This is a genomic window from Nocardia sp. NPDC051570, from assembly GCF_044454005.1.
Lineage (GTDB): Bacteria > Actinomycetota > Actinomycetes > Mycobacteriales > Mycobacteriaceae > Nocardia.
In genome coordinates this window covers 698588-716062 of the sequence record NZ_JBITDI010000002.1, presented here as the reverse complement: position 1 = coordinate 716062, position 17475 = coordinate 698588, and the positions used below count along the sequence as shown (strand labels likewise).

Here is a 17475-nt window from a genome sequence, read left to right as displayed (position 1 = left end):
TGCATGGGACCTCCGTGAAAAACGGTGATGGTCAATTCCCGCGGCCACCAATGCTCGGCGGAGTACGCCTGTCGATAGTCGCCCTCATGGTGACTCCGCGGATTCGGCGGGTGTCGGTGACGGCGTCAGTCGGTGGTCTCGGTGAATCCGTCGAGGACGAGTTTCGCTGCGTCCGTGTCGATCCGGTCGTCGAAGATCACTTCGGGGCCGGAGGTGATGCGGAGCGCGGCGACGTAGACGCCCCGGCCGTGGTACTGCGGATCGGTCGTGTAGCGCCAGCGCAGCGTTGCCGGGCCGGTCAGGGCGGTGAGGTCGGCGGACGCCGCCAGCCATTGCCGGCCCGAGTAGCCGCTGATCCGGCCGGGTGTGGTCACGTCCAGGCGGTCGCCGGTGATCGCGAAGGGGATCTGGTTCCAGCTCGTGCCGCCGTCAGCGGACGACTCGACGTAGAGGAAATCGCAGTCGGGTTCGGTGTCGTACCAGAGCGCGAAGTCCAGGCGGGCGGCCGCGGGCAGCGTGATCGGCAGCAGCAGGCTGGTCGTGGTCTGGTCGGTCATCCCGCCGAACCAGGCGTGGCCGTCGGTGGTCGGTCGCACCGCCACCGCGCGCGCCACGTCGTAGGCCACCGCGCATCGCTCGGGGTTCGGGACGCCCCAGGTGCGGGTGGGGTGGACGCTGTTGGTGAGCAGGATGACGAATGCGCCGGTGGTCGGGTCGCCGGCCAGTGAGGTTCCGGTGAAACCGGTGTGCGCGAAGGTGTATGGCGTCGCCAGCGCCCCTGCCTCCCAGTGCTGGTAGAGCTCGAAGCCCAGGCCGTGGTCGTTACCGGGGAAGGCCTGGTTGTAGTTGGTCAGCATCTTGACGACCCACTCCCGGGACAGGATCCGGGTGTCGCCGTACGCGCCGCCGTTGAGGATGGTCTGCACGAAGATGGCCACATCGGCTGCGGTGGAGAACAATCCGGCGTGCCCGGCGACTCCGTCGAGCGCCCATGCGTTCTCGTCGTGCACCTGACCCCAGACCAGGCCGCGGTTCGGCACGGTCTGATACTCCTCGGCCGCGATCCGATGCTTCAGTGCGGCAGGCGGATTGAACATCGTATCGGCCATCCCCAGCGGGGCGGTGATGCCGTCGCGGATCAGCACGTCCAGGGTGCGGCCGGTGATCGTCTCCGTAACCTGTTGCAGCGTGAGGAAATTCAGGTCCGAGTAGAGGTAGGTCGTTCCGGCGGGGGACTGCGGCACGGTGGCCAGGATCGCGGCGATCTTCTCCGCATGCGTGGCGTAGGTCCACAGCGGGGGGTTCGGATCCGGTGGTAGCCCGGAGGTATGGGTGAGCAATTGCAGGATCGTGATATCGCCCTTGCCGTGACTCGCGTAGTCGGGCAGATACTTCACCACGGTGTCGTCGAGCGACAACCGGCCGTCCTGCATGAGCCGCACCGTGACCGTCGCGGTGAACAGTTTGGTCAGCGAGGCCAGATCGTAGATGGTGTCGGTGGTGGTCTCGATCCGCTGATCGCTGGGCAGCAGGTCGCCTTGCTGGTTCGCGTAGAGCAGGTTGTAGCCGTCGGCGGCGAATTCCGCGATCACGCCGTCGCGGGCGGCGAGCACGACCTCGCCGGGGTACATCGGATGGCCGTCGGAGCCGGTCCCCGGTCGCAATCCCGCCGCGGCGTCCACCGGGGTCCGGTCGGCGTAGCGCGTCAACAGCCGCGCCTGATCCGGGGTGCCGTGGCGCAGCACCGGGCCGTGGTCCGGTATCAGCTCGTCGAGGGTCCGGCCGCCGGATGTGGTGACCGTGATCTGCCCGGATGTCATGGTGGGTCGCCCTCTCGATAGATCAGATATTCCGTTCGCAGCCGGGCGAATTCGGCCAGTTCGGCCTGCCAGCCCGCCACGATCTCGGCGGTGCCCATCCCGGCGTCGACCGAGGTGCGGATCCAGTCCGAGCCGGAGAGCCTGTCCACCCAGAGCGGGTCGCGCCCCGGGTACTGCCAGCCGAAGGCATCGGGATACAGGCGCCGGGCGGTCACCAGCATGGCTACCGCCGCGGTGATGGCGTCGAACGAATCACGGTCGGTAACAGTGCATTGCAGCCCACCGCAGACCGTATTCGCGTACTTGTCGAAGGTCGGCAGCACGTATTCCTCGCGGAACCTGGTGCCGCGCAAGCCGTTCGTGTCCAGCTCGGCGTTGAGGGTGTCCGCCCAGCGGTAGTCGATGTAGGGGGCGGTGATCAGCTCGAACGGGCGAGTGGTGCCGCGGCCCTCGGACAGATTGGTGCCCTCGAACAGGCAGAGCCCGTAGTACACCGACGCGGTGTCGAGGGTGGGCATATTCGGTGACGGCAGCACCCAGGGCAGCCCGGTCCTGTCATAGGACATCCCGCGCCGCCAGTCCCGCATCGGGACCACGGTCAGCTCCGCCTTCGCACCCCCGGCGTCGGCGGGGACGAACCGATCGTTGAACAGCAGCGCCAATTCGCCGATCGTCATCGCGTGCTGCTGGCAGATCGGCTTCATGCCGACGAAGCTCTCCAGCCCGGGATGCATGACCGGGCCGCTGGGCGCGACACCGCCCAGCGGATTGGGGCGATCCAGCACGAGGAACGGGATGCCGAGCACGGCGGCCGCGGTCAGGCCGAGGTACATCGTCCAGGTGTAGGTGTAGAACCGGGCGCCGACGTCCTGGATATCGAAGCCGAGCGCCTGCACCCCGGATTGCCGTACCAGCGCGACGGTGTCGGCCAAGCCGATGCCGTACATGTCATAGACCGGCAGCCCGGTCTTCGGGTCGGTGTAGGCGCCCTGCCCGCCCCCGGCCTGAGCGGTGCCGCGGAAGCCGTGCTCCGGGCCGAATACCGCGGTGAGCTCGACATTCGCCGCGGCGTGCATGATATCGACCTCGTGGGTGAGGTCGTGCACGATCGTGGTGGGGTTGGCGATGATCCCGAACTTCTTACCGGCCACCAACTGGTATCCGTCGGCAGCGAAGCGGTCGAAGCCGGTCTGCACCACAGCCCGAGATTCCCACGGCACGCACAGCCGGTCAAGACCTCATGACCCGGCCGGTCTTCCGATTCGCCCCGCCGCGGGGTTCGTCGGCAAAGGTGTTGGGCGGCAGGTCCTTCCAGTGGCGGCGCGCTAGCGTTCGGTTTCGTGGACGATCTGCTCGCAGATCTCGTGGGTGCGCAGGGCGTCCCGGGCGTCGATTCTCCGGCCGGAACGGACCGCATCGAGGAAATGGTCGACCGCGTGTTGTATGCCGCGCTGTCGGCCGACGGGAGTCCAGCCGTCATGGCGGTGTACGGCCGGAATGCCATCGCGATAGTCGATCGTGTCGCCGAGCTCGAGAACCTCGTATTTGCCGTTCCCGCCTGAGATTTCGAGAACCTCTTCGGTGACGCCACTGCACCTGTCCATGATCCCCAGGGCCGTGAAGCCATCACCCGACAGTTGCAGAACGACGTGCTCGAGCAGTCCGTCGCCGGGACGTTTGCGAAAACCTATCCGGACATCGGTGACCTGATCGGGCGCCAGGAAACGCAGTGTGTCCACGACGTGGATGAAGTCGTCGTAGACGAACGTGCGCGCGATCGCCGGTTGGTTATGGCGATTCTTCCGCAACACGATCAGCGAGCCCCCGCGGTGCGCCGCCTCGACGTAGGCGGGCGCGTACCGGCGGTTGAAGCCGACCATCAGACTGCGCTCCCGGGTCTCGGCCAGTTCGACCAACCGCCGCGACCCGTCCAGCGTGTAGTCGAGCGGCTTGTCGACATAGACGTCGATGCCCGCGCGCAACAGGGCGTCGACGAGTTCGACATGTGCGCTCGTGGCCGCATGAACGAAAGCCGCACGCACACCGGCGGATACGACGGAGTCCAGGGTGGAGTGCCGATTCGGCAACCGGTACCGATCCCCGACCCGATCCAATGTCTCCCGATTGCGTGTCATGAGATGGATATCCAGCCCCGGCTCGGCCGCCAGCACCGGTAGGTACGCCTTCTCGGCAATATCACCGAGCCCGATCACTGCCACCGGCAGCAGGTCCCTGTTCACACGGGCCAGCTTGCCATAGGGCGAATGCGGTACCGGTTATCGAGCTGGTGGCCAGACGACCTGCTGGGTGGACATGACCGTGGCCACCAGCTTGTCGTCTCCGGTATGCGCTTCCGCGGCGACGAAGATGACCGTTCTTCCGGCTTTGCGCACCATGGCGGACAACCTCAGCCGGTCTCCGATGCGTACCGGGCGGAGGAAATGAGTCGTCATCTCCATACATGTCGTGAGACCGCGCGCGGTCAGGAAGGTGAGCGGTCCGATGACGTCATCGAGCATCGCGGAGAGGATCCCTGCCTGCAGCGTGCCCACGGCGTTGCCGTATTGCGCGGCCGCCGTCGCCGTCGCCGTCAATGACCGGCCGGGGACGTATTCTTCGAACCGGATATCCAAGGTCTTCGTCGACGGTGGGGGAAGCTCGAGCTCGACTTCCGGCGGGATCGGATAGTCGCGAAACAGCGGGAGGGTGTGCGCCAGGATCTGTTCGTGCCCTTGGATTATCGCGTCATCGCTCATGGGTGGTGGGCTCCTGCGTCGTCATCGTTGGTCCCGGTGGACAGTTCGTGGGCGATCGTATGCATCACGTGCGCGCTCGGGTTTCGTATGAACAGGTGGTCGCCGGGGACGGTGACGAGCGAGAACCCTCCGCTCGTCAGATGTTCCCATGCCCGCAGCCGGTCGATCTCGAACAGCGGGTCGTCGGCTCCGTGGAGGACGGTGATCGGGGCACGCACCGTGATGGCGTGTTCGAAGCGATAGTCGCGGAGCATCTTCAGATCCGCCCGCAGCGACGGAATCATCGGCTCGATCGAGGCTTCGTCGATGGGTGTGGTGAACAGACCGTTGGCCCGCAGCACCTCGAGCGCCTCGGCAGCCGATACGGCGTCGGTGGCATAGCTGTCGGGGATATGTTTCAGGCTCCGCGCGTACTCTTCGACCAGTGCGGGCGAGGGCCATCCCGCGACGATGAGTTTCGTTGGCACTTCGCCATAGTGGCGCTCGAGGTGTTTGGTGAGTTCATAGGCGAGCAGACCTCCCATACTGTGCCCATAGATCGCGAAGGATCTGTCGAGGTAGGGCGCCACGGCCTCGGCCAGCTCCGTGACGAAGGCCGATATCGAGTCGATCGGAGTCTCATCGATGCGGATCTCCCGGCCCGGGGCTTGAATTCCCATGACCTCGATGGTGCCGGGCAGATGATCGGGCCATGAGGTGAAGACGGAGGCGTCGCCGCCGACGAAGGGCAGCGCGAAGACGCGCAGCGACGCCGTAGCGGATCGGCCTTTCGGCATCCGAATCCAGCGTTGCGGCCCGAGGGTTCGCATCGCCGATACGGAGAGGTCTGCGGTAGCGGTGCCATGGACCCGAGTGAGAACCTCGGCGGCGAGTTCGACGAGGGTCGGTCCGCGCATCAGGCTCATGGCCGGAAAGTCGATCTCGAGATGTTTGGCCAGCGCGTTGCGAATCTCGCCTGCCATCAGCGAATCCATGCCGAGATCGGTCAGGGAGACGTCGAGCGCCAGGCGATCGGGCGGCATATCGAAGATCCGCGCGATCTGTCGGGACAGTGCCTCGACCAGCCGCGACTCGCGCGCGTCGCGCGGCAGCTCGAGGAGTTCGGTACGCAGACTCCCGGTATCGATGGCGGTGGCAGAGCCGGTGGCCTCCAAGGGAAGATGAGCAAGCCGTGGCGACGTGCGGAACGGCGGCATCACCTGACTCATCTTCTCCCAGTCCACGCCGAAGACGCTGGCGCAGCCGATACCGAGCGCCAGACATCTCCCGAGGAAGCCGAGCGCGTCCTCGGGTGAGATCGCCGTCCAACCCATCCGGGTGAGCAGATCGAGCCTGTTGCGCGCGATGAACCCCACCTCGCCGATGGGCCCCCAATTGATCGTCAGGGCAGGCAGTCCGAGCGCGCGTCGATGTACGGCCAGCGCTTCCAGGAACCCGTTCGCCGCCGCGTAATTGGCCTGTCCGGGCGTTCCGATGTACCAGCTCATCGACGAGTACAGGACGAAGGCGTCCAGGTCGCGGGTGTGGTTGTGCAGATGCCACGCGCCGTCGATCTTCGGCCGCACGGCTCGAAGGAACTGTTCCTCGGTCATCGTGGTCAGCGATACGTCGTCGAGCACCATCGCGGCATGGAAGATACCCCGCAGCGGCGGTAGCGTCGCCATCCGCGCGAGCAGTCCCTCGACCTCGGCCTCGATCGACACGTCGGCCCGTTCGAGCACCACGGTGGCGCCGCGCGCCCGCATCGCGGCGATCGGCCGCTCGTTCTCGGCGTCGATCCGCGCCCGCCGCCCGACCAGCACCACCGTGCCCGCGCCCTCGTCGACCAGCCATTGGGCGGTCCGCAGACCCAGGCCCGAGTGCCCGCCCGTCACCAGGTACGTGCCACGGCTGTCGAACGCCTCGCCATCCACCGTGGCCGGATGGACGAGAAGCTCTGTGTCCGAATCGAATTCGACGACGATCTTGCCGATCTGCTGCGCGGCGGCCATATATCGGAACGCGGAGGCCACCTCGGCCGCATCGAAGTCGGTATGGGGAAGCGGTGGCAGCGTGCCCGATGCCACGCGCTCGAGAACCGCCGTCATGACCTCGCGGCACAGCGGCGGATCCTCGAGCAGCAGTCGGTCCACATCGATCGCCGCGTAGATCAGATTGTTGCCGAAGGGTTTCAGATCCAGCCTGTAGTGGTCGTGGATGTCCTTCTTGCCGATCTCCAGGAACCGCCCGCGGGGGCGAAGCAGCTCGAGACTCTTCGGAATGGCTTCGCCCTGAAGGGAGTTCAGCACGATGTCCACACCGTCGTAACGCTGTCGAATCGCGTCGGCGAACCCGGGCGATCGGGAGTCGAAGGCCGCTTCGACACCCAAGGATCGAAGGTAGTCCCGCTTATGCTCGGTTCCGGCGGTGGCAATGACCGTCGCGCCGATCGTCTGCGCGATGTGGACCGCGGCGAGTCCCACGCCGCCGGCGCCCGCATGCACGAGAACGCGCTCGCCCGGGCGGAGTCGGCCCACGTCCACCAGCGCGTACCACGCGGTCAGATACGCCATCGGCAGCGTCGCGGCCTCGACGGCCGACAGGTTCGGCGGCGCGGGGAAAACCCGCCGGGAATCGGTGGTCACCAGGGAGCCGAAACACCCGCGGGCGAAGGCGACCACGCGATCGCCCGGGACGAGTCCCTCGACATCGGGTCCGACCCGCGTGACGACCCCGGCGCACTCCACCCCGAGATCGCTCTCGTAGAACCCTCCGAAAGTCGCTGCCTCCGAGAGCATTCCCAGCGAGAGCAGGACGTCGCGGAAGTTCAGGCCGGTGGCGAGCGGCCGAATCGCGACCTCGCCCCGGCCGAGGACAGGCAGGGCCCGCCGTTCGTATCGAAGCTGCTCGATTCCGGGCTCGGCCGGGGCGGCCAGCGCGAAGGGGATGTCGTCCGATACGTGGGCGGGTAGGGCGACGGACGTCTCGAACTCGGCGAGCGAGACGTGCTCGAGGCGGTCGGTGAATCGCGTGCCCGCGCGAAAGGCGATCTCGTCGTGCGCCGTTCGCGCGCGCAGCTCGTCGAGGAGCTGGGACGCTCGCTGTCCGGTGTCCGGCGTCGCGGGATCGAAGTCGATGATCTTCGAGCGGAGGTTGACGTGCTCGCTCGACAGCACCCGCAGTATGCCCCAACTCGGAACCTGTGCCGGTGCGATGCGCTCCCCCCGATCGAGGACATGTGCCCCGGCTGTCGCCACCCAGAACCGCGGAGCCGTGGACCAGTCCAGCTCCTCGACCGCCTGCGCCAGCGCGATCACGCTGTAGGCCCCGTGGCTTTCCATCGCGGGCAGCAGCTCGGTGGTGAGATCCGATCCCGCGAAATCCAGGTTCCACAAATGCAATACACCCGCCACACCTCCGGCGTGGGCACGCACCCGGTCCAGCACGCGCCTCAGATCCGCACTGCTCGTCGGGCGCACCCGGAAGGCGCGCGCGTCGACCTGTTCGAAGGCCTGGCCGCGTGTGACGACAACGCTGTCGGCGGCGGAGGGTCCGAGCAGGGTGAGGTAGCGTTCGCCGACGCCGTCCGCATCCGCCAGGACGACCCAGGGGCCCTGCTCGACGCGCGGCTGACAGGGCTCGAGGTCCACCGCCGGGCCGCGCGCCACGATCACCGCGTTGCCGGACTCCCGCGGCGTGGACGTGCCGGAGAAGATCTGGATGTATTCGAAACTCGTGGTGGGCAGGAAGTCTCGCCACATCCCTTCCGGCATCAGCGGATAGCTGGGCCGAAGATCGTGGTCACGGAACCTCCACCAGCCCTCGGTCATGCCGAATGTCAGGTCGACCCAGTGCGGCGGAACCGTCGCCTCCACGATCACCAGCAGTCCCTGCGATGTCATCAGGCGTCGGACGTTGTCGAGGGTGGTCCGCAGATTCGCGGTGGCGTGCAGGACATTCGATGCGACGACGATATCGAAGTAGTGCGGATCGAAGCCCTGAGCGCCGATGTCGTGCTCGACGTCGAGGATTCGATAGTCCACGAAGTCGAGGTCGGCGAACCGCTGGCGCGCCTTGGCGAGGAACAGCTGGGAGACGTCCGAGAACACGTATTCCGCACGGCCGCTGGGCAATTCGGAGAGAATGTGGCCGGTCGTGCCTCCCGTGCCCGCACCGATCTCGAGCACACGCAGCGGCCGGTCGCCCGGCAGGGTTCGCACACACTCCGCGACGATCTCGCCGACCACACGGTTGCTGTCCCCGAACGAGAGCGAGGTGCCATAGAGGTCGGCGACCGATGGGAACTCGTGCTCGGTGAAGATGAGTTCGACGGGATCGAGGTCGTCGCGAAGGACGGCGGCCTGCTCCCGTCCGCAGCGCTCGAGCAGCGCGAGCTCGTACTCGCATTCCGGATGCCGCTCGCGCAGCCGAGCGAGAATCCGTCCGGTATCGGCACGGGCGGGTTCGACCCGGATTCGCCACGCGTCGTCGTCGGCGGCGATAATTCCATGCAGCGCAAGCAGTTCCAGCAAGCGACCGAGGTATTGCCGGTGTTTGTCGTGAACCCCCAGATCGCGCGCGATCCCCTCCAACGTGAAGCGCCGGCCGGGTGCGAATCTCATGCCCAGTGTGTGCAATGCCTCGGTCACATACGCGAGGCAGAGTCGATCCATCTCCGGTTCGGTCACGGCGTGGTAGTCGCGATTGACCGACGAGTTCCGCAGTTCGTCGATCAGCGGTTGGACCGTTGCCCGCAGGGCCGCTTCCGAGGGAAGGAAATCGGCGGGCATGGGTACCTTCGTGAGCGCCGGCGCCGGGCGCCAACGATATTCGTAGAGCCATTGCAGCATCGCGCCGCTGTGCTCGGTGCTCTGCGGGATCGCCTTACCCTTGAAGCCTTCGAGTTCGGCCACGAGCGTGCCGTCCTCATCGAGGATCCACAGATCTCCCTCGCAGTACCGAATGTCGTCGCAGACGCGTGCCCGCCCGTGGCAGAACAGGCGGCCGCTCGCCTTGGTATGAAAGCTGAACCGTTCGACCGCGATCGGTAGATAGAGCCTGTCCGGATCGGTGCGCATCACGACCGAGAGGGTCTGGAAGCATGAATCGAGAACCGCCGGATGGATCGCATGGCGCGGCGCCTCATCCGCGAGGGCCGCCGGTGTTTCGATCCGTCCGAAGGAGTCGAGATCGCCGTGAGCGAGTTCGGCGATCGCCTGGAATGCCGGGCCCAAGAGCAAGCCGTCGCCGCGGAGCTTGGCGTACAGCTCCGTGGATCGGACCTCGACGGTGCTGTCCGTCTCGAGTTCCGAGAACGGTCCGGGGTGCGCGGCGGTGGGGGCGCCGCGCGTGAGCGTTCCCACCGAATGCAAGGTCCAGTTCTCATCGCCATCCTGACGGCTGAATACGGAGAAGTACAGCGCCCGGGTCAGAATCACCTGGACGACAGGAGCGGGGCGGTCGTCGAGTACGACGAGCGGTCGGCGGAATTCGACATCCTCGACCGAGTACGGACCCGCACCGAAGACGTCCGTCGCGCAGCCGAGCATCATGTCGAGATACGCCGCCGCCGGAAAGACAATGGGCCCTTGGACACGATGATCCTCGAGCCAGGGGAATCGGACCGGGTCGAGGACCAATTCCCAGACATGCTTGTCCGGCTCGTCCGCGGCGCGGCTTTCGACCCCTGCGAGCGGATGTTTCAGCGGCGGGAAGCGCCGGCTGTGCGACGATGGCGTTTCGAGCCAATGGGTTTCGCGCTGCCACGGGTAGAAAGGCACTCCTACGCGCTCCCGGATCCCGTCGAAGAGGGCATCCCAGTGCGGGTCGAAGCCCGTGACATACAGCGCGGCGAGGGAAGTCGACAGGGTCGCGCGATCGCTGTGTTCACGATGCAGCGACGCGACGACAACACCCTTGGCTCGCCGGATGTCGAGCAGCTCCGCGATGGCTGTCGTATGAATGGGATGGGGACTCAATTCGACGAATGCCAGGTGCTGCTCGTCGATGAGGCGATCGATGGTGGGTGCGAACATCACCGGCTGGCGAACATTGCGCCACCAATGCGTGGCATCGAGTGCGCCGGTGGGAACGACGTCTCCCGTCACTGTCGAGAACATCGGAATCGATGCGGGACCCGATGCGATTCCGGACAACGAGGAGATCAGCTCGTCCTGCAGCGGATCCATCTGATGGCTGTGGAATGCCACATCGACCTGAAGTACGCGGCAGGCGATCTTCTCCGCGCTCAGCTCGCGCTCGATCTGCTCGAGGGTATCGGGGTCACCGGCGAGGGTGATCGACCGCGGACCGTTCAGCGCCGCGATGGCCACCCGCCCGCGGTGCGCGGCGATCCGGCGTTCGGCCTCGTCGCGCGGCAGGCCCACGGCAAGCATCCCCCCTCGGCCGGATGCCTTCTGCTGCACCCGACTTCGATGGAAGACGACCCGCACCGCGTCCTCGAACGACAGCGCCCCCGAGACGCAGGCGGCGGCCACCTCGCCGATGCTGTGACCGACGACGGCCGAAGGGACGATACCCCAGCTCTGCCACAGGTTCGCCAGCCCGAGCTGCACCGCGAACAGGGCGGGCTGCGCGATGAATGTCCGGCCTATCCGGCTGTCGGCCTGATCGCGACGAAGCTCCTCGGCGAGGGTCCACTCGGCGTATTCGCCGAGTTCGGCGTCGACGCGCTCGATGGTCTGCCGGAATACCGTGCTCTCGTCGAGGAGTTCGCGCGCCATGCCCCACCATTGCGGGCCCTGGCCCGAGAATACGAAGGCCACCTTCGGGGTGCTGGGCGCTTTCAGGCCGCGTCGAAGTGTATCGGGGAATGTGCCTTTCGCTACGTGCCGAAGGGCGGTGCGCAGTTCGTCCGCGGAAGTGCACACCATGGCGAGACGATGGTCGTAATGAGGCCGCGTCAGCGCCTGGGTGGACGCGACGGCGGAGAGCATTGCCGCTGCCTCGGGCTCCTCCAGGAAATCGGCGTAACCCTCGGCGTACGCCCGCAGCGCCTCGGCGGTCTTCGCGCTGAGAGCGAACAGGACGGGCTCGGGCGACCTGTGCCCGATTGCCTTGTGCGGGTGCGATTTCGGCGTTTCGCGGGGAGGACCTTCGAGGACCACGTGGGCATTGGATCCGCCGAATCCGAACGAGTTCACCCCGGCCAGGCGCGGTCTGCCTTCGGGCCACGGCCGGCGGACCCTCGAAAGTCGCAGGCCCAGTTCGTCGAACGGGATCGGATCGTCGGTATGCAGATTCGCGGGGATCTCACCGTGCAGCAGAACGAGGCATGTCTTGATGATTCCGGCGATTCCGGCCGCCGACTCGAGGTGCCCGAGATTCGATTTCACCGCGCCGATGATGCAGGGATCGTGCTCATGACGTCCGGGCGTCAGTGCCTTTCCGAGTGCGCGTACCTCGATCGGATCGCCGACCGCGGTACCCGTTCCGTGCGCTTCGACGTAGCCGATATCGCAGGGAGCGACGCCCGCATCGCGACAGGCGTCCACGATCATCTGCGCCTGAGCGTCCTCGCTGGGCACGGTGATGCCATTCGTGCGACCGTCCTGGTTCGTCGCGCTTCCGCGGATCACCGCGTAAATGCGGTCGTCATCGGCGAGGGCCGCCGACAGCGGCTTGAGGATGATCGTGCCCGACCCCTCACTGCGAATGTAACCGTCACCCGACCGGCTGAAGGATTTGCACCGGCCGTCGGGCGACAGAAATGTTCCCCGGCTGAATCCGATGGTCGGCTCGGGAAGGAGCAGCGCGCTGACGCCACCGACGATCGCCATCGTCGCTTCGCCGGAGCGAAGACTGCGGCATGCGAGGTGAATGGCGACCACCGAGGACGAGCATGCGGTGTCCACCGTCATGCTTGGGCCGCGAAGGTCGAGAAGGTACGAGACGCGGTTGGCCACTATGCAATTCGTGACACCGGTCATCGTATGGCCGTCGATCAGATAACGGTTGTCGGGGTTGAGTTGGATAAGTCCGTAGTCATGACCCGAGACCCCCGCGTAGACAGCGGTTTTCGTGCCGGCGAGGTGGTCGGGAACGATTCCCGCATCCTGCAGCGCCTCCCATGTCGTCTCCAGGAAGAGGCGCTGCTGCGGGTCTATCCGCGCGGCCTCGCGTGGCGTGATGCCGAAGAAATGCGCATCGAATGACATGACGTCATCGAGGTATCCACCCGATAGGGTGCGAAGATATCCGGGCCGGCCCGGATCGCGGTCGAAGAAGGCTGCGCCCGACCACCGGTCCTCCGGCAGCGTTCGAACGGCATCCCTCTCCTCGAGAAGCAGACGCCAGAAATCGCCGACATTGTCGACGTGTCCTGGTAAGCGGCAACCGATCCCGACGACGGCGATGCCCTCGTATTTCCCGCCGATGGCTTCCGAAATCGCGCTCGAGGTCATGTTCCCCCCTCGTATCTGATGCCCAGATGGTCAGAAGCTAACAACCGCGAGAAGATCAAGTCAATGCATTTATGTGCATAGATGTGCGCATGCGATGTCGACAGATGTGCACCGTTTCAGGTTCATTTCCTTCCCGGGGCATGGTGGCAGGGGCGATCTTGCTGCGTCCGGCCAAGATCGAGCATCAGAGGTAATGCGTGTGCATAATGGTCAGCCTTGCGTAGTCCAGTGCTATGGTGTTTGCCATGGGCGACGAATGGGGCGTCGGCGAGACCGTGCAGCGCGGGGCAGTCGAGTCGGCTGGGCAGCGGTTCGGACAGCAGCTGAAGGCGTTCCGGCAGCGCAATCTTCCCGATGATCTGATAACGCACCAGCGCATCCATGATCTGGGAGGCCCGACGCGGAATGTCCAGTCCCGCATCGAGAGTGGGCAGGTCGACACCATCAGCGCCACCACGGAGGCCAAGTACAACCGGGCGTTGGAGGCCCTGGGACTGCCGCCCGGGAGCGCGACCGCGGCTCTGCATCACGGCGGCACGCTCGGGTCGCCCTCCGGCGAGCGACGCGCCGCGCCGACGGCGCACGACGATGTCGAGAGCGGAGTGAGCGCACTGCAGAGCCTGGCGCGCAAACACAGATCTGTCGTGGATCTCGTGACCGAGCTCGACCGCCTCGGCATCGAGTTGAAGCGGGCACGCAGTCATACGGAGGGCTATCAGCTGGTCTTCCCCAAAACGGCGATCGACCGGCTGCTCCTGGCACTGCAAAACGTCGCCGAACCCGCACAAATGAGGGATGAATCCGACAAAGGCGACACCCCGAATGTATAGCCATTGCGAAGTTGTTTTCGACAGTGACTGACACGCAATGGAATTGAACCGGAATTGATAGTGCGGGCCGGAAGGTGTGGGCTAGTCTGCTGTGTGGTGCTCAAAGGTCGTCTGCAGCTAGGGGGGACGCCATGACTCGACGCAGGCACCTGACGTGCTGAGACAGCTCCGCCGCCGGGCCTCAGCACTCGCGCGGACGCTTATCCGAGGCAGGATTTCCACGCGAGCCCGTCTGCAAACTCTTGTCGATCGCCTCGATCTGCCCGCGGACTGGACAATCGAGGAGTTCTTCGCGTCGGTCGAGCGCATGCGCGGGCGAAGGATCGTCCGATTGCTCCTGCCGCCGACGGCTCCGGTGGGGTTGTGCGGGCTGTGGCTGGCGTGCAAGGAACACGATGTGATCTTTCTTCGGCAGTCGTCCGATCGCGCTGTGGAATTGCATGTGGCTCTGCACGAGGTCGGCCATATGCTGCTCGATCACGGGCGGGACGCGTCGATCTCCCCGGTGGAGTGGACGGCGTTGACGAATGGGGCGGCGCCGGACGGGATCGACTTCGCCACGATCCGTGCCGCCCGCGGGGTATCCAGCTATGCCTCCAGCGAAGAGTACGAGGCGGAGCTGCTGGCGACGATGATCGGCTTCCTCGCCCGTACCGCCGGGCCACGCCGCGACCCGATGTTGAAAGAGCTGTAGGGCATGTGGCCGCACGACCGCCTGCCCGTCGGGGTCACCCTCTCGGCGACGATGTTCATCGTCGCCATCACGATCATCCGACTCGCTTTGCCCCGGCGCACATCCGTTTTCGGCCGCCTGATCAACGCCCTGATGGTCTTCGACGCGGCGGCGGCCCTCCTGCGCGAACCGGTCATCGCACGCCGCGTGGCCGGAGCCGTTCCCGGTGGCCTGCCCACGGTATTCGATGCGTGGCATTGGCTGACCGTGATGGCCTGGGCGTGCGGACTGGGGATGGTCCTGCTCCATCAGTACGGTCCGGTGCGATACCGAATCCGGTTCAGGATCGTGATCGGACTGTCGGCGGTCGTCGGTGTCGTATTCCTCGCGCTGAGCGATCCGGCTCGGGCACAAGGGATGTCGTCCATCGCCGACTACGGGGGCTGGCGTTACGGCATCTACATCGCGTTGTGTTCGGCGCCGCCGGTGATCGTCTCGTCGTACTACAACGTGCAGACGAGCCGGGGCGCGGTGGGCCGGACGACCACCCTGCGGGAGCGGATCGTGTTGGCCGTCCTGCTCCTGTTCGGCATCGCCAGCTTGCTGCCCGCGGTCTCGGCCGCGGTGTCGGCGGCTTCGGATGCCGCGGGCGTCGGCAATGCGTTCACCCATAACCTGTACAGCGTCATGTCCGATGGAATCACCTCCGGTGAACCCGGGCTGTGTTTCTTCACCGCCGTGGTCGTGGTGTTGGTCCCGTCCTCGGTACGGGCTGTCGTGCAACTGCTGCGACTGGATCGTGATTCCCGCGGCGCGCGTCGGGTGTATCCGCTGTGGCGGGATCTGACGGCCGCCGCACCCCAGGTCGTATTCCGGTTGCGGTGGGCGGATCAGTGGAACGCCTCACCGCGGGAGCGTCTGCACCGGCGGCGGATGGAAATCCACGATGCGGCCGAGATCGTCGCCAGATACGTGCTGCCCCTTCCGACCGACGTCGACGAGCTGATCGAGACCACCGTCGACGAGGACGATCAAGAGCGCATCCGCTCGGTCGCGGAATTGGCCGTCGCGGCCGAGCGGCTCACCGGCAACGGTGGTGAACCGACAGGCGAGCCGAGCGTCTATCGGGGTGAGGTGCCCGATGAGCGGACACTGCTTCGTCTGTGGCAGCCCGCGAAATCTCTTCTCTTCGCGACCGGACTCGGCGCGGAACATCGGAAACACCAGTCGGCCACATAGTTACAGGAGGGGGTTGCCATGTGTCTGGTCTTCGTCGGGTGGCAGACGCATCCGGTCTGTGCCGTGGTCGTCGCGGCGAACCGTGACGAGGTGTATCGCAGGCCCGCCGAACCGTTGGCGTGGCGCGAGATCGCCGGCGTCCGAATGCTGTGCGGGCTCGATGTGGGCAGCGGTGGTACCTGGATGGGCGTCAGCGGCGCCGGCCGATTCGGTGTGATGACCGATATCGTCGCCGCTCGCAACGGGATACCCATCGCCCAGCCGGGCGCCCGCTCGCGCGGGATGCTGATTCCCGAATTCCTCGCCTCCGACGTGACACCAGCGCAATTCGCGCGGCAGCTGGCCGACGACGGCACCGAGTACGACGGGTTCAATCTGCTGATCGGGGACCTGCGCATGGGTGAGCTGTGGTGGACATCCAATCGCTCCGATGGCCGCGCCGAGGCCCTGACCGCAGGCGTGCACGGGCTCAGCAACGTCGCTCGGATCGACCCGCCCTGGCCGAAAGTGGTTGGCGGAGCGGCCGATTTCGCCCGTGTCTTCCGCGCCGACGACGGCGCGGACCGATGGCTCGACGACTATCTCGAGGTGCTGTCCGGACGGGCCGCCCGGCGCATGGCCCCGTTATCGGCCCTGCCGGATATCGGCGTCGTACTTCCGCTCCGGATGCTGTCCTCGCCCCGCATGGTCCGCGCGGGGTTCTACGGCACCCGGGCCAGCACCGTGCTCCGAATCCGGCACTCCGGCGAGGCCGATATGGCCGAACGTCGTTTCGGCCGCATTCGCACGACCGGAGAAACCATCATCCGGGCCCACATCGACACGGTGGTGGATACGGGCGCGGACTGATTCGTCCGCACGGTCCGGACATCATGCACACTGGTGCACATCAATGCGTTGACATGCTCATTTGAGCCTCTTAGACTCATCGCATGGGCGCGAGCCTGGAGGTACCACAGCCCTGGTCTCCGTCTGGTGGGTAGCACTTCGGAAGGCGATGCATCGATCTTCGGATAGGGAGGGGAGGGATCGGCACATCGCACCGAAATGCTGCCCCGACAAGCATCTGTTGTTTCCTTCGCGGGGTGCGGGCGGCCCGGGTACGCGGAGCCACACGTTCGGCGTTCGGCTGCTCGCGTCCTCTTGATCGGTGACGGTCCTCACGGTTGCCACGCTGTTTCGTCGCTATCGGCGATTGATCCCTTGCATGCGATGGTACGCGGAGGTACCGTCGCCTTGGTACGGTTATGTACCGCGAATTGAATTGTCTCTGACCGAGCGTCGACGGGTACGTCGACGGGTATTGGAGGTATTCACAATGAAACGAGCATCGGAAACCCTGGCAGACCTTTCCCGGCGGGCCAAGGCCGCGGAGGAGAATGCCGATTCGGCGAAGGCGGACGCGCGCGACAAACTCGCCGCACGCGTCGAACAGGCCCGGGCCGCGGCCGACCGGAGCGCCGATCAGCTCCGCGACAACGTCGCCACGGATACGCGGAAACTCCGCACCGGGTGGAGCGAGATCCAGCGGAGCTGGACCGCCCGGGTGGACAAGCTTCATTCCAAGATCGAGAGCGATCGAGCGCAGCACGACGCCGATAAGGCCGAGTGGCGCGCCAGGGAGGCCGAATACGACGCGGAGGACGCGATCAGTTTCGCCATGGCCGCGATCGAGGAGGCCGAGTACGCCGTTCTGGATGCCACCCTGGCCCGAGCCGACGCGGAGGCGGTGCACGTCTGAGGTCTGTGTATCGC

Annotated in this window: 10 protein-coding genes; 5 read left to right on the top strand and 5 right to left on the bottom strand. The window is 66.0% G+C overall.

What is annotated here, in order from left to right; translation table 11 throughout:
• Nucleotides 1–125: 125 nt before the first annotated feature.
• The 5 genes from ACIA76_RS06895 to ACIA76_RS06875 form a co-directional block, all read right to left on the bottom strand.
• Nucleotides 126–1820: a serine hydrolase gene (locus ACIA76_RS06895; protein ID WP_397149328.1), complete on the bottom strand. Its 1695-nt coding sequence runs from the start codon at nucleotides 1818–1820 to the stop codon at nucleotides 126–128.
• Nucleotides 1817–3019, bottom strand: a complete 1203-nt coding sequence (locus ACIA76_RS06890; protein ID WP_397149326.1) for an exo-beta-N-acetylmuramidase NamZ domain-containing protein — start codon at nucleotides 3017–3019, stop codon at nucleotides 1817–1819. Before ACIA76_RS06890 ends, ACIA76_RS06895 begins: the two co-directional genes overlap by 4 nt.
• Nucleotides 3020–3145: 126 nt before the next feature.
• Nucleotides 3146–4060: a Gfo/Idh/MocA family protein gene (locus ACIA76_RS06885; protein WP_397149324.1), complete on the bottom strand. Its 915-nt coding sequence runs from the start codon at nucleotides 4058–4060 to the stop codon at nucleotides 3146–3148.
• A 36-nt stretch (nucleotides 4061–4096) separates the two neighbouring features.
• On the bottom strand, nucleotides 4097–4576 hold the full coding sequence (locus ACIA76_RS06880) for a PaaI family thioesterase (RefSeq protein ID WP_397149322.1): 480 nt from the start codon (nucleotides 4574–4576) through the stop codon (nucleotides 4097–4099).
• Entirely contained in the window at nucleotides 4573–12978 is an 8406-nt protein-coding gene (locus tag ACIA76_RS06875; RefSeq protein ID WP_397149320.1) for an SDR family NAD(P)-dependent oxidoreductase, read from the bottom strand. Before ACIA76_RS06875 ends, ACIA76_RS06880 begins: the two co-directional genes overlap by 4 nt.
• A 245-nt stretch (nucleotides 12979–13223) precedes the next feature.
• Between ACIA76_RS06875 and ACIA76_RS06870 the strand changes: the two genes are divergently transcribed.
• The 5 genes from ACIA76_RS06870 to ACIA76_RS06850 all read left to right on the top strand — a co-directional run bounded on the left by ACIA76_RS06870 (nucleotide 13224) and on the right by ACIA76_RS06850 (nucleotide 17461).
• The gene (locus ACIA76_RS06870; RefSeq protein ID WP_397149318.1) at nucleotides 13224–13808 is read left to right on the top strand and encodes a hypothetical protein; all 585 of its coding nucleotides are present in this window, start codon (nucleotides 13224–13226) and stop codon (nucleotides 13806–13808) included.
• A gap of 331 nt (nucleotides 13809–14139) precedes the next feature.
• Entirely contained in the window at nucleotides 14140–14502 is a 363-nt protein-coding gene (locus ACIA76_RS06865; protein ID WP_397149316.1) for a hypothetical protein, read from the top strand.
• 3 nt (nucleotides 14503–14505) lie between these two features.
• The gene (locus ACIA76_RS06860) at nucleotides 14506–15720 is read left to right on the top strand and encodes a DUF6545 domain-containing protein (RefSeq protein ID WP_397149314.1); all 1215 of its coding nucleotides are present in this window, start codon (nucleotides 14506–14508) and stop codon (nucleotides 15718–15720) included.
• A gap of 18 nt (nucleotides 15721–15738) precedes the next feature.
• A complete protein-coding gene (locus tag ACIA76_RS06855; protein ID WP_397149312.1) occupies nucleotides 15739–16569 on the top strand; it encodes an NRDE family protein in 831 nt (276 codons plus the stop codon).
• 469 nt (nucleotides 16570–17038) lie between these two features.
• Nucleotides 17039–17461, top strand: a complete 423-nt coding sequence (locus tag ACIA76_RS06850; protein ID WP_397149310.1) for a hypothetical protein — start codon at nucleotides 17039–17041, stop codon at nucleotides 17459–17461.
• Nucleotides 17462–17475: the final 14 nt, after the last annotated feature.

Excerpts from the sequence above, each read along its gene's own strand:
- ACIA76_RS06895 (WP_397149328.1), bottom strand. The coding sequence starts at position 1,820 with ATGACATCCGGGCAGATCACGGTCACCACATCCGGCGGCCGGACCCTC.
- ACIA76_RS06880 (WP_397149322.1), bottom strand. The coding sequence starts at position 4,576 with ATGAGCGATGACGCGATAATCCAAGGGCACGAACAGATCCTGGCGCAC.
- ACIA76_RS06875 (WP_397149320.1), bottom strand. The coding sequence starts at position 12,978 with ATGACCTCGAGCGCGATTTCGGAAGCCATCGGCGGGAAATACGAGGGC.
- ACIA76_RS06870 (WP_397149318.1), top strand. The coding sequence starts at position 13,224 with ATGGGCGACGAATGGGGCGTCGGCGAGACCGTGCAGCGCGGGGCAGTC.
- ACIA76_RS06860 (WP_397149314.1), top strand. The coding sequence starts at position 14,506 with ATGTGGCCGCACGACCGCCTGCCCGTCGGGGTCACCCTCTCGGCGACG.
- ACIA76_RS06855 (WP_397149312.1), top strand. The coding sequence starts at position 15,739 with ATGTGTCTGGTCTTCGTCGGGTGGCAGACGCATCCGGTCTGTGCCGTG.
- ACIA76_RS06850 (WP_397149310.1), top strand. The coding sequence starts at position 17,039 with ATGAAACGAGCATCGGAAACCCTGGCAGACCTTTCCCGGCGGGCCAAG.